General features: G+C 64.5%; 10 protein-coding genes. 1 reads left to right on the top strand and 9 read right to left on the bottom strand.

Annotation, left to right across the window (positions count from 1 at the left end):
• Positions 1 to 24: 24 nt before the first annotated feature.
• The 9 genes from MKK04_RS07525 to leuC all read right to left on the bottom strand — a co-directional run bounded on the left by MKK04_RS07525 (position 25) and on the right by leuC (position 11,331).
• The gene (locus MKK04_RS07525) at positions 25 to 645 is read right to left on the bottom strand and encodes a phosphoribosylanthranilate isomerase (protein ID WP_207832170.1); all 621 of its coding nucleotides are present in this window, start codon (positions 643 to 645) and stop codon (positions 25 to 27) included.
• Between the two features lie 61 nt (positions 646 to 706).
• On the bottom strand, positions 707 to 1,564 hold the full coding sequence (gene truA, locus MKK04_RS07520; protein ID WP_063913798.1) for a tRNA pseudouridine(38-40) synthase TruA: 858 nt from the start codon (positions 1,562 to 1,564) through the stop codon (positions 707 to 709).
• 212 nt (positions 1,565 to 1,776) lie between these two features.
• Positions 1,777 to 4,473, bottom strand: a complete 2,697-nt coding sequence (locus MKK04_RS07515; protein WP_233694412.1) for a FimV/HubP family polar landmark protein — start codon at positions 4,471 to 4,473, stop codon at positions 1,777 to 1,779.
• Between the two features lie 71 nt (positions 4,474 to 4,544).
• Positions 4,545 to 5,549 carry an aspartate-semialdehyde dehydrogenase gene (locus MKK04_RS07510; protein ID WP_241106421.1) on the bottom strand — a complete coding sequence of 335 codons (1,005 nt, stop codon included), beginning with the start codon at positions 5,547 to 5,549 and terminating at the stop codon, positions 4,545 to 4,547.
• Between the two features lie 480 nt (positions 5,550 to 6,029).
• Positions 6,030 to 7,142, bottom strand: a complete 1,113-nt coding sequence (asd, locus tag MKK04_RS07505) for an aspartate-semialdehyde dehydrogenase (RefSeq protein ID WP_087502434.1) — start codon at positions 7,140 to 7,142, stop codon at positions 6,030 to 6,032.
• Positions 7,143 to 7,205: 63 nt separating this feature from the next.
• Positions 7,206 to 8,288 (bottom strand): 3-isopropylmalate dehydrogenase, encoded by a 1,083-nt coding sequence (leuB, locus tag MKK04_RS07500; RefSeq protein ID WP_015269433.1) that lies wholly within the window; start codon positions 8,286 to 8,288, stop codon positions 7,206 to 7,208.
• A gap of 54 nt (positions 8,289 to 8,342) precedes the next feature.
• The gene (locus MKK04_RS07495) at positions 8,343 to 9,107 is read right to left on the bottom strand and encodes a class I SAM-dependent methyltransferase (protein ID WP_241106420.1); all 765 of its coding nucleotides are present in this window, start codon (positions 9,105 to 9,107) and stop codon (positions 8,343 to 8,345) included.
• Between the two features lie 149 nt (positions 9,108 to 9,256).
• Positions 9,257 to 9,901, bottom strand: a complete 645-nt coding sequence (gene leuD / locus MKK04_RS07490) for a 3-isopropylmalate dehydratase small subunit (protein ID WP_054901139.1) — start codon at positions 9,899 to 9,901, stop codon at positions 9,257 to 9,259.
• On the bottom strand, positions 9,898 to 11,331 hold the full coding sequence (leuC, locus tag MKK04_RS07485) for a 3-isopropylmalate dehydratase large subunit (RefSeq protein WP_013971600.1): 1,434 nt from the start codon (positions 11,329 to 11,331) through the stop codon (positions 9,898 to 9,900). Before leuC ends, leuD begins: the two co-directional genes overlap by 4 nt.
• A gap of 130 nt (positions 11,332 to 11,461) precedes the next feature.
• Here leuC and MKK04_RS07480 point away from each other — a divergent pair, with 130 nt between their 5' ends.
• Complete coding sequence (locus MKK04_RS07480) at positions 11,462 to 12,340, top strand: LysR family transcriptional regulator (RefSeq protein ID WP_063913792.1); 879 nt, start codon at positions 11,462 to 11,464, stop codon at positions 12,338 to 12,340.
• Positions 12,341 to 12,381: the final 41 nt, after the last annotated feature.

Raw genomic sequence — 12,381 nt, 5'->3', positions numbered from 1 at the left:
CGCAGCCAGCCGTCACATCTGCCATCACGCCTGTTTCACCGCACGCATGAAGGCCTCGATCTTCGCCGCGTCCTTGATGCCCTTGGCTTGCTCCACGCCGCCACTGACATCCACTGCGTACGGCCGCACCTGGGCGATGGCCTGGCCAACGTTGTCGGCAGACAGCCCGCCCGCCAGAATGATCGGCTTGCTCAGGCGCGCCGGCACCAGCGACCAGTCGAACGCTTCACCGGTGCCTCCGGGCACACCCGGCACATAGGTGTCCAGCAGGATGCCGCGGGCACCGGCGTAAAGCTGGCAGGCCGCCTCCAGGTCGTCGCCCGGGCGCACGCGCAGGGCCTTGATCCAGGGGCGGTGGTAGCCTTCGCAGTCCTGCGGGGCTTCGTCGCCGTGGAACTGTAGCAGGTCCAGCGGAACCACTTCGAGGATCTCGTTCAGCTCGCAACGCGAGGCGTTGACGAACAGCCCGACCGTGGTCACGAACGGCGGCAGCTCGGCGATGATCGCGCGCGCCTGGCGCACGTCCACGGCGCGCGGGCTCTTGGCATAGAAGACCAGGCCGATGGCATCGGCACCCGCTTCAGCAGCGGCAAGTGCGTCTTCGATACGGGTAATCCCGCAGATCTTGCTGCGAACATTGCTCATGGACAGCGAACCCTGCTTGTTACGGTGAAAGGCCGGATGTTAGCAAATGACTTTTCGCCCGTCAGTCTGCCAATGCCTCGTAGCCGGTCAAAAAGTGTGGGCCGATGTAACGCTTGGGCAACGCGTACTCCTCGGGGTACTCCACCTGCACCAGGTAGAGACCGTACGGGTGCGCCGTGACCCCGCCTTCGCGGCGGTTGCGCCCCTCCAGCACCTCACGCGCCCAGGTGACCGGGCGCTCGCCGGCACCAATGGTCATCAGTACACCGGCAATGTTACGCACCATGTGGTGCAGGAAGGCCGTGGCGCGCACGTCCAGCACGATCATCTGGCCATGGCGGGTGACGCGCAGGTGATAGATGTGCTTGATCGGCGATTTGGCCTGGCACTGGCTGGCGCGGAAGGCACTGAAGTCATGGGTACCGAGCAGAAACTGCGCGGCTTCGGCCATGCGCTCGACATCCAGCGGTCGGTGGTTCCAGGTGACTTCCTCGGCCAGGTGCGCCGGGCGGATCGGGTCGTTGTAGATGACGTAGCGGTAACGCCGGGCGCAGGCCTTGAAACGGGCATGGAAGTCGGCCGGCATCGGCCGCGACCAGACCACGCTGATGTCATGGGGCAGGTTGAAGTTGGTGCCCATGGTCCAGGCGCGTTCGTCGCGCACGGCGCGGGTGTCGAAGTGCACGATCTGCCCGCAGCCATGCACACCGGCGTCGGTGCGCCCGGCGCAGATGACCGAGATCGGCTCGTTGGCCACCTTGGACAGCGCCTGTTCCAGGGCCTGCTGGACACTGGGCACGCCACTGGCCTGGCGCTGCCAGCCGCGGTAGCGCGCGCCTTTGTATTCCACGCCCAGGGCGATGCGGGAGTAGCCTTCGGCCGCGGACTCGGCGGCGGTGTCGATGATGTCCAAGAGCATGAAACCTGTGGGGGTGTACGGAATGGCGGGGATTATAACGACAACGGCAGCCGTGTAGGGCTGTGGGAGCGGCCTTGTGTCGCGATAGGGCCGCAAAGCGGCCCCGGCGATATCGGCGGTATGACTGAAATCCTGGGGCCGCTTTGCGGCCCTTTCGCGACACAAGGCCGCTCCCACAATGACCGCGCTGGAGCCAATATTGGCTCCAACTTTCAGACCAACCGGGAGAGCATGTCCTCGGCTTCCTGGCGCTGGCTGTCGTCGCCATCCTTGACCACTTCATCGAGGATGTCGCGCGCACCCTGGTTGTCGCCCATGTCGATATAGGCACGAGCCAGGTCAAGCTTGGTGGCCACTTCGTCGCTGCCGGAGAAGAAGTCGAAGTCCAGGTCGTCCAGTGGCTCAGGCTCGGGCTGGGCAGCCGCGTCTTCGCTGGTGAAGTGTGGCTCCAGCGACGGCGACTCGAGGCTCTGCGACAGCTTGTCCAGTTCGGCGTTGACGTCGTCCAGTTCCGAGGCAAAGCTCTTGGCCGCCGGCGAATCGTCTTCCAGCGACAACGACAGGTCGAAGTCGGATGGCAGGTCGAACTCGGAAAGCGGATCGAACGCTGGTTCGCTGTCGAAGGCAGCCAGCTCGGCAGCGACATCCACCGGGGTTTCGTTGACCGCAGTCGGGGCGGCCGGGGCAACCGGTTCGCTGATATCGAGGTCGAAATCGGACAGATCCACAGCAGGCTGTGGCTCGGCCTGGGCCAGCATGGCCTCGAAATCGGCGTCGGCATCGGCCTGTAGCTCGGCATCCACGGCAAACGGCTCTTCTTCCGGCTGAGCCGCCTCCAGCATGGGCTCATCCAGTACCGGCTCGTCGAGTACAGGTTGCTGCGTCACCGGTTCGTCCAGCAGCGGCGCTGCCAGCGGGTCTTCGTCAGGCAGGTCTTCACCCAGGCTCAGGTCGAAGGCACTGTCCAGGCCCTGCTCGTCCAGGCCTGGCGCATCGAGGGTCGGCGCTTCGTCGAAGGCATCCAGCTCAGCATCCAATTCAAACTCAGGCTCGAGCACGGCCTCAGGTTCGGCCTGCGCGACGGCCTCTGGCTCGAACGCCGGCAGTTCCTCGGGCGCCGCCTCGGCAACCACGGGCGTTTCAGGCTGATCCAGCAGCAGTTCCTGCACGTACTGCTCATCCATCTCGGCAGCCAGGGCCGCCGCACCCAAGCCGGCTGCGGCCAGGCCAAGCATGGCCGGGTAGCGCTCTTTCAGCCCGGCAACCGCTGCGCTGTTCTGCTCGCTGGCAGGCAGCTTGCGCTCCTGCTCGACGAACGCGCTCTGGTCACCCTGGCGGGCGTACACGTCCATCAGTTTCAGGCGCAGATCGTCACGCTGTGGCGCGGCGGCAACGGCAGGCTCCAGCAGGTCGGTAGCGCGGTTCAGGCGGCCTTCGGCCACGCATTGCTCGACCTCCGCCAACAGCGCGGCGTGGGGGTCGGCTTGCGCTTCAGGCTGCGCTTCGACGGCGGGTGCCGCCGGTTTTTCCGCGGCGGCTGCAGCGGCAACCGAAGCAGCGACCACGGCCGGCGACAGGGTCACACTCGGGGCCGAGACCTCGACCCCATCGAGGCTTGCGCTATCGCTGTCGAAGCCTGCGCCTTGCTCTTCTTCGAGCGCCCGCGCCATGCGCAGGTGCTTTTCAGCCTCCTGCTGAGCCTTGCGCTTGCGCGCCAGCAACAACAGCAGAAGCAGCAGCACGAGGAAGGCACTACCGGCGATCAGCCCAAGCAACAGCGGGTTGCCCATGATTTCGTCGACCACGCTGCCGGCAGGTGCAACCTCGGCGGCTGGCACCGGCTTGGGTGCGCTATCGACGGCAGCGGGCGCAGGCTTGACCACCGGCTGGACCGGGGCAGCCGCACCCTGGGCTTCAAGGCGGGCCAGCTGGTTGTTCTTCAGCTCGATCAGACGCTGCAGCTTGTCCAGCTGGCTCTGCAGATCGGCCATGCGGCTCTTGAGTTCTTCGTTGTCGCGACGGCTGGTGTCCAGGCTTTCCTGGGCCACCGCCAGTTTGTCGCTGAGGGCCTTGGCCTGGTCGGCACCGGCCTGGTTGCCCGGGCTGACCAGGCGCAGGTTGTCGCCCTGGGCGATACGCGCAGGCGCTGCCTCGGCCGCCCCGCGACGGGTGGCGTCCAACTGGCGGGCCCGCGGCCCCAGGCGGCGGCCTTCACGCCAGGCGGCATACTGCTCGGCCACCTCAGCGGTCGCCTCGCCCTGCGGGATATTCTGGATCTGCTGCTGGTCGGGCAGGCGCAGCACCTGGCCAACCTTCAGCTGGTTGATGTTGTTGCCGATGAAGGCGTCCGGGTTCAGCGCCTGGATCGCGATCATGGTCTGCTGGATCGAGCCACCCTGGGTGTTGCGCGCGGCAATCTGCCACAAGGTGTCACGGCGCTGGGTGGTATAGCTGCCGGCACCGGTCACCGCCGGCGCGACGTTGCCAGCCGCCGGCTTGTCGCCCTGGGCCTTGGCCTGGTCGAGCAGCACACTGTAGTCACGCAGCAGGCGCCCCTGCGGCCACATCACCTGGACCAGGAACTTTACCACCGGCCCCGGCAGCGGCTGGCTGGAGGTAACCCGCAGCACGCTCTTGCCGTTGGGGTTGATCACCGGTGTGAAGGTGAGGTCTTCGAGGTAAGTCGGCAGCGCCACCCCGGCCTTGCTGAACTCTTCCGGCGGCGCCAGGCTCGGCGCCACTTCGGCGGCGGTGAGGTCGCGCACGTCGAGCAGCTCGATCTCGGCGTCCAGCGGCTGATTCTGTGCCGACTTGAGAGTCAGCTCCCCCAGGCCCAGGGCATTCGCCATGCCCGACGACAGCGCCGATGCTGCAGCCATGGCCAGAACCAGTTTGCGAATTCGAAGCATGACCTCTTCCCTTGTATGAAGCGTCCTGAAACCTGCATGCGGAGCAGGACAAAAGTGCTCGCCAGTATCTTTTACGGCATGTGTTTAATCAACAATTGCGCCACTTGCACGGCATTGAGCGCGGCGCCTTTTCGTACGTTGTCGGTGGTCAGCCAGAGGTTGAGCTGCTGGTCTTCATCAACACCGTGCCGTACACGACCAACATAGACCACGTCTTGGCCCACTGCGTCGCCAACCGGGGTCGGATAATCATCGCGCGCCACCAGCTCGACGCTGTCGGCCGCCTCGAGGGCCTGGTTGACCGCATCCAGGTCTACCGGGCGACGGCTCTGCACCGCCACACTGAAGCTATCGCCAAAAAACACCGGGACTTGAACGCAGCTCACGGAAATCTTCAGCTCAGGCAGGCCCAGCAGCACACGCAGTTCGCTGACCAGGCGGTGCTCCAGCGCCGTGTGGCCGTGCTCATCGGCGGTGCCGACCTGGGCCAACAGGTTGAACGCCACCTGGCGGTCGAAGAAGCGCGGCTCCAGCGGTCGGGCATTGAGCAGCTCGGCGGTTTGCCGGGCCAGTTCGTTGACCGCATCACGGCCTTGCGCGGACACCGCCAGCGCGGCCATTACCTGCACCCGTTCGATATCCAGCAGCCCCTTGAGCGGTGCCAGCGCCACGGCCAGGGCAACCGCAGCCGAGCACGGGCTGACGATGCGGGCGGGCAATGCCAGGCCAGCCAGGCGTTCGGCGTTGGCTTCAGGCACCAGGGCCAGGGCGTCGTCCAGGCCAGCGGACAGGTCGATGACCGTGCAGCCCGCCTGCAGCGCCTTGCTGGCAAAGCTGCGGCTGACGGCGGCGCCTGCGGCGAAGAAGGCCAGCTTGACCTGGGCGAAGTCGAAGCTGTCCACTTCGCGCACCTTCAGCTTCTTGCCGGCGAACATCACGCTGCTGCCCGCCGATTCCATGCTGGCCAGCAGGTGCAGGGTGGCGACCGGGAAATCCAGCTCTTCGAGGATCTGCACCAGGGCTTCACCGACGCTGCCGGTGGCGCCGACGACGGCGATGTCCAAAGGGTGTGTCATGGAAGGGATCCTTTTGCTGAAAACGGCGGGGGCGGCACTTTACTTGGATTGTAGGCGTTTGTCTTTGTTGACCCTATGGCGGGTATGACAGGCCCCGCATTTGAATGGGTGATGGCCGCTGGGGGGCGTGAGATATTTGGCGCCTGTTAGATCGAGCGCCGCCCGCGCGGCGCATCGCGAGCGAAGCTCGCTCCTACATTTGTTTCGGGCCAATTTATCCTGTGGGATTTGCGCGCGAATGCTTTGGGCATGACGCGAAATTGTGTCGTACAAACAAGGCGGTCGCGCGCACCTGCCACAGGCTTGACTGGCCCGAAACAAATGTAGGAGCGAGCTTCGCTCGCGATGCGCCGCGCGGGCGGCGCTCGATCTAACAGGCGCTGAAAATGCCGTGGCGAGCACCTTGCAGCCAAAACACTTCCCCAGACCAAAAAAAAACCGCGCTGTAACCAGCGCGGGTTTTCGGTCAGACCGGAACGATCAACGCTCCAGCAGAATCCGCAGCATGCGGCGCAGCGGTTCGGCCGCGCCCCACAGCAGCTGGTCACCGACGGTGAACGCGCCCAGATACTGCGAACCCATGTTCAGCTTGCGCAGGCGGCCAACCGGAATGTTCAGGGTACCGGTAACCTTGGTCGGGCTCAGCTCCTGCATGCTGATTTCACGCTGGTTCGGCACCAGCTTCACCCAAGGGTTGTGCTGGCTGATCATGCCTTCGATGTCGGCCAGTGGCACGTCCTTGTTCAGCTTGATGGTCAGCGCCTGGCTGTGGCAACGCATGGCGCCGATGCGCACGCAGATACCGTCGACCGGGATCGGGCTCTTGAAGCGGCCGAGGATCTTGTTGGTCTCGGCCTGGGCCTTCCACTCTTCACGGCTCTGGCCGTTCGGCAGTTCCTTGTCGATCCACGGGATCAGGCTGCCAGCCAGCGGTACGCCGAAGTTCTCGGTCGGGAACGCTTCGCTGCGCATGGCCTCGGCAACCTTGCGGTCGATGTCGAGGATGGCGCTGGCCGGGTTGGCCAGGTCATCGGCAACGGCAGCATGGGTAGCCCCCATCTGCTTGATCAGCTCGCGCATGTTCTGTGCGCCGGCACCCGAGGCCGCCTGGTAGGTCATGGCGCTCATCCACTCGACCAGGCCGGCTTCGAACAGGCCGCCCAGGCCCATCAGCATCAGGCTGACGGTGCAGTTGCCGCCGATGTAGTTCTTGGTACCGGCGTCCAGCTGCTGGTCGATGACCTTGCGGTTGACCGGGTCGAGGATGATCACCGCGTCATCCTGCATGCGCAGGGACGAAGCGGCGTCGATCCAGTAGCCCTGCCAGCCGGCTTCACGCAGCTTGGGGAAGACCTCGTTGGTGTAGTCGCCGCCCTGGCAGGTCAGGATCACGTCGAGGGTCTTGAGTTCTTCAATCGAATAAGCGTCCTTGAGCGGAGCTGTATCCTTGCCCACGTTCGGGCCCTGGCCGCCAACATTGGAGGTGGTGAAGAACACCGGCTCGATAAGGTCGAAATCCTGCTCCTCCAGCATCCGCTGCATGAGCACGGAACCGACCATACCGCGCCAACCGATCAGACCTACACGTTTCATCGCAACTACACCTTTGCTAAAAGTGGGCCGCCACCGGGAATTTTGGGTGGCGGGCCAGAGAGATTACAGATTCCGCAGCGCTGCGACTACTGCGTCGCCCATTTCCTGCGTACCAACTTTGCGACAGCCTTCGGAGAAGATGTCGCCGGTGCGCAAGCCCTGGTCCAGGACCAGGCTCACGGCCTTCTCGATTGCCTCGGCGGCAGCCGACTGATTGAAGCTGTAACGCAGCATCATCGACACCGACAGGATGGTCGCCAGCGGGTTGGCAATGCCAAGGCCGGCGATGTCCGGCGCCGAGCCGTGGCACGGCTCGTACATGCCCTTGTTGTCGGCATCCAGCGACGCCGAAGGCAGCATGCCGATGGAACCGGTCAGCATGGAAGCCTCATCCGACAGAATGTCACCGAACATGTTGTCGGTCACCATCACATCGAACTGCTTGGGCGCACGCACCAGCTGCATGGCAGCGTTGTCGACGTACATGTGGCTCAGTTCCACATCCGGGTAGTCCTTGGCCACGTCCTCGACCACTTCACGCCACAGCTGGCTGGAAGCCAGGACGTTGGCCTTGTCCACCGAGCACAGCTTCTTGCCACGCACGCGGGCCATGTCGAAGCCGACACGGGCAATGCGGCGCACTTCGCTTTCGCTGTACGGCAGGGTGTCGTAGGCCTGGCGCTCGCCGCCTTCCAGCTCGCGCTGGCCACGCGGGGCACCGAAGTAGATACCGCCGGTCAGCTCACGGACGATGAGGATGTCCAGGCCCGAAACGATCTCTGGCTTGAGCGACGAGGCATCGGCCAGTTGCGGATAGAGGATGGCCGGGCGCAGGTTGGCGAACAGGCCCAGTTGCGAACGGATTTTCAGCAGGCCGCGCTCCGGGCGGATGTCACGCTCGATCTTGTCCCACTTCGGCCCGCCCACGGCGCCCAGCAGCACGGCATCGGCCTTGCGCGCACGCTCCAGGGTCTCGTCGGCCAGCGGCACGCCGTGCTTGTCGATGGCGGCGCCACCGATCACGTCGTGCTCCAGGTTGAAGCCGAGCTGGAACTTGTCGTTGGCCAGCTCCAGCACCTTGACCGCCTCGGCCATGATTTCCGGACCGATACCGTCACCTGGGAGAATCAGAATCTGCTTGCTCATGCTTTCCTCTATCCATTCACGCGGTGCAGCCAAACGGGCCCCACCGAAAAGTTCTTAACGCTCGGCCCACAACACCAGCACATCGGTGCTGAACGAGCCATCGGCCTCGATCTGGTAATACTGCCGTACTTCTTCGCCCATGGCTTGCTGCAATTGGCGGATGGCCACGCGCATAGGCTCGGGGGTACGCATGCGCTCGACCCAGCTGCCGAACTCCAGGCGCAGCGGCTGGCGGGTGTGGCTGCGTACGTGCAGGCCGGCCTCGCTGACCTGGCGCTGCCATTCGGCGGCGGAGTAGTCGCGCACGTGGCTGGTGTCGCGCAGCACTTCGACCGTTTGCAGGTAGGTGTCGAGCAGCGGGCTGCCCGGCGACATGACGTCGATGAACGCTGCCACGCCACCCGGCTTGAGCACCCGACGCACCTCGCGCAGGGCCAGGCCCAGGTCGCTCCAGTGGTGGGCCGAGTAGCGGCTGAAGACGAAATCGAACGAAGCGTCGGCGAACGGCAGGCGTTCGGCGGCACCGCGTTCGGTGCCGATATTGGCCAGGCCGCGCTCGGCGGCGGCACTGGCGACCACGTCGAGCATGGCTTGCGAGAGGTCGTAGGCGACCACTTCGGCGACCAGCGGGGCGACGTGGAAGCTGACATGACCGGCACCGCAGCCCAGGTCCAGCACGCGGGCATCGCCCTGCCCTGCCAACGCAGCCTGCAGCAGGGCGAATTCACTGCCCTGGGCGTGCACGGCGCTGCTGAGGTAGGCGCTGGCCTGTTCGCCGAACTGGCGTTGGACCACATCGGTGTGCTGGGTGCTGGTCATGTCTCGATCCTTTTGGTCTTTCTGCTGCCTGTACCGGCCCTTTCGCGGGTAAACCCGCTCCCACAGGACCTCTACAGGTTTCGAATCCTGCGCTGTACCTGTGGGAGCGGGCGTGCCCGCGAAGAGGCCGGTACTGTTACCTGCACACTTCAGGCATCACGGAACAGCCAAGGCTGCCCGGCGCGGTGCTTGCCTTCGAAGGCCTTGATCGCATCGCTGTCCTGCAGAGTCAGACCGATGTCGTCCAGACCGTTGAGCAGGCAGTGCTTGCGGAACGCATCGATCTCGAAGTGCAGTACCTTGCCATCCGGGCGGGTCACCGCCTGCGCCTGCAGGTCGATGGTCAGCTGGTAGCCCGGGTTGGCTTCGACCTGCTTGAACAGCTCGTCGACTTCCTCGTCACTGAGGATGATCGGCAGCAAGCCGTTCTTGAAGCTGTTGTTGAAGAAGATGTCGGCAAAGCTTGGCGCGATGACGCTGCGGAAGCCGTACTCGTCCAGCGCCCATGGGGCGTGCTCACGGCTGGAGCCGCAACCGAAGTTCTCCCGTGCCAGCAACACGCTGGCACCCTGGTAGCGTTCGTGGTTGAGCACGAACTCCTTGTTCAGCGGGCGCTTGCTGTTGTCCTGGTAAGGCTGGCCCACGTCCAGGTAACGCCACTCGTCGAACAGATTGGGGCCGAAGCCGGTGCGCTTGATCGACTTGAGAAACTGCTTGGGGATGATCTGGTCGGTGTCGACGTTGGCACGGTCCAACGGCGCGACAAGGCCAGTGTGCTGGGTAAAGGCTTTCATGCTGCGCTCCCTTGGATCAACTCGCGGACATCGATGAAGTGGCCGGTCACCGCGGCGGCGGCGGCCATGGCCGGGCTGACCAGGTGGGTACGGCCACCGGCGCCCTGACGGCCTTCGAAGTTGCGGTTGGAGGTGGACGCGCAGTGCTCGCCGCTCTCCAGGCGGTCCGGGTTCATCGCCAGGCACATCGAGCAGCCTGGTTCACGCCATTCGAAACCGGCTTCGAGGAAGATCTTGTCCAGGCCTTCACGCTCGGCCTGGGCCTTGACCAGGCCCGAGCCCGGTACCACCAGCGCCTGCTTGACGTTGGCAGCAACCTTGCGGCCCTTGGCGATTTCGGCGGCAGCGCGCAGGTCTTCGATGCGCGAGTTGGTGCACGAGCCGATGAATACGCGGTCGAGCTTGATATCGGTGATCGCCTGGTTGGCGGCCAGCCCCATGTACTTGAGGGCACGCTCGATCGAACCACGCTTGATCAGGTCAGGCTCGGCAGCCGGGTCCGGCACGCGCTGGTCGACGGCGAGGACCATCTCCGGCGAGGTGCCCCAGCTGACCTGCGGCTTGATTTGCGCAGCGTCGAGCTCGACCACGGTGTCGAACACCGCGTCAGCGTCGGAAACCAGGCCTTTCCAGGCTTCGACCGCCTGCTTCCACTGCTCGCCCTTCGGCGCGTACGGGCGGCCTTCGACGTAGGCAACGGTGGTGTCGTCCACCGCCACCAGGCCAACGCGGGCGCCAGCCTCGATGGACATGTTGCAGATGGTCATGCGGCCTTCCATCGACAATTCGCGGATGGCGCTGCCAGCAAATTCCATGGCGTGGCCGTTACCACCGGCGGTACCGATCTTGCCGATCACGGCCAGTACGATGTCCTTGGCGGTAACGCCGGCAGGCAACTGGCCTTCCACGCGTACCAGCATGTTCTTCATCTTCTTGGCGACCAGGCACTGGGTAGCGAGCACATGCTCGACCTCGGAGGTGCCGATGCCATGGGCCAAGGCACCGAAGGCGCCGTGGGTGGAGGTGTGCGAGTCACCGCAGACCACGGTCATGCCAGGCAAGGTGGCACCCTGCTCCGGGCTGATGACGTGGACGATACCCTGACGCTCGTCGTTCATCTTGAATTCGACGATGCCATATTCGTCACAGTTCTCGTCGAGGGTCTGCACCTGCAGGCGCGACACCTGGTCGACGATGGCTTCGATACCACCCTTGCGCTCTGGCGTGGTCGGTACGTTGTGGTCTGGCGTGGCGATGTTGGCGTCGATGCGCCAGGGTTTGCGGTTGGCCAGGCGCAGGCCTTCGAAGGCCTGGGGCGACGTCACTTCGTGGATGATGTGGCGGTCGATGTAGATCAAGGACGAGCCGTCATCACGGCGCTTGACCTCATGGGCTTCCCAGAGTTTGTCGTAGAGCGTTTTGCCAGCCATCAGACTGTTCCTCATCAGCGTCTTTCTATGCCAAAGACCCCTTGGCTTGTACGGACGATGCTATGGCGATAGATTGAATAACTCAAATTCATAATTTTCATGCTTTGCATAACCATCAGGAATTCAAGCAATGGACCTGGCCAACCTCAGCGCTTTCATCGCCATCGCCGAAACCGGCAGCTTCTCTGGCGCCGGCGAGCGGCTGCACCTGACCCAGCCGGCCATCAGCAAACGCATCGCCGGCCTGGAGCAGCAGCTGGATGTGCGCCTGTTCGACCGCCTGGGCCGTGAGGTAACCCTGACTGAAGCCGGGCGCGCCTTGTTGCCACGGGCCTACCAGATTCTCAATGTGCTCGATGATACCCGCCGGGCGCTGACCAACCTGACCGGGGAAGTGAGCGGTCGCCTGACCCTGGCCACCAGCCACCACATCGGCCTGCACCGCCTGCCGCCGCTGCTGCGAACCTTCACCCGTCAGTACCCGGCCGTGGCACTGGATATCCAGTTCATGGATTCGGAACAGGCCTACGACGAGATTCTGCATGGCCGCGCCGAGATTGCCGTGATCACCCTGGCGCCCGAGCCGCACCACCTGGTCAAGGCCGTGCCAGTATGGGACGACGCGCTGGACTTCGTCGCCGCCCCCGAGCACCCGCTGGCCAACAACCATGCGGTCAGCCTGGCCGATGTCGCCCGTCACCCGGCCGTGTTCCCCGGCGGCAACACCTTTACCCACCATATTGTCCAGCGCCTGTTCGAAAGCCAGGGCCTGACGCCGAACATCGCCATGAGTACCAATTATCTGGAAACCATCAAGATGATGGTGTCGATCGGCCTGGCCTGGAGCGTGCTGCCGCGCACCATGCTCGACGAACAGGTTGCACCCATCGCCTTGCCGGGCATACAGCTGTCGCGCCAGCTAGGCTACATTTTGCACACGGAGCGTACGCTATCGAACGCAGCCAGGGCATTCATGGCCCTGCTCGACAGCCACGCGGGGCCCGCCTGACCGGTCGTCAGCCCGGTATTGCCACCTCCAAGGACGCGTCA

Origin of the sequence: Pseudomonas sp. LS.1a, from assembly GCF_022533585.1 — a bacterium.
Classification (GTDB): domain Bacteria; phylum Pseudomonadota; class Gammaproteobacteria; order Pseudomonadales; family Pseudomonadaceae; genus Aquipseudomonas.
This window is presented reverse-complemented; position numbering and strand designations above follow the sequence as displayed.

Excerpts from the sequence above, each read along its gene's own strand:
- MKK04_RS07525 (WP_207832170.1), bottom strand. The coding sequence starts at position 645 with ATGAGCAATGTTCGCAGCAAGATCTGCGGGATTACCCGTATCGAAGAC.
- truA (WP_063913798.1), bottom strand. The coding sequence starts at position 1,564 with ATGCTCTTGGACATCATCGACACCGCCGCCGAGTCCGCGGCCGAAGGC.
- MKK04_RS07515 (WP_233694412.1), bottom strand. The coding sequence starts at position 4,473 with ATGCTTCGAATTCGCAAACTGGTTCTGGCCATGGCTGCAGCATCGGCG.
- MKK04_RS07510 (WP_241106421.1), bottom strand. The coding sequence starts at position 5,549 with ATGACACACCCTTTGGACATCGCCGTCGTCGGCGCCACCGGCAGCGTC.
- asd (WP_087502434.1), bottom strand. The coding sequence starts at position 7,142 with ATGAAACGTGTAGGTCTGATCGGTTGGCGCGGTATGGTCGGTTCCGTG.
- leuB (WP_015269433.1), bottom strand. The coding sequence starts at position 8,288 with ATGAGCAAGCAGATTCTGATTCTCCCAGGTGACGGTATCGGTCCGGAA.
- MKK04_RS07495 (WP_241106420.1), bottom strand. The coding sequence starts at position 9,107 with ATGACCAGCACCCAGCACACCGATGTGGTCCAACGCCAGTTCGGCGAA.
- leuD (WP_054901139.1), bottom strand. The coding sequence starts at position 9,901 with ATGAAAGCCTTTACCCAGCACACTGGCCTTGTCGCGCCGTTGGACCGT.
- leuC (WP_013971600.1), bottom strand. The coding sequence starts at position 11,331 with ATGGCTGGCAAAACGCTCTACGACAAACTCTGGGAAGCCCATGAGGTC.
- MKK04_RS07480 (WP_063913792.1), top strand. The coding sequence starts at position 11,462 with ATGGACCTGGCCAACCTCAGCGCTTTCATCGCCATCGCCGAAACCGGC.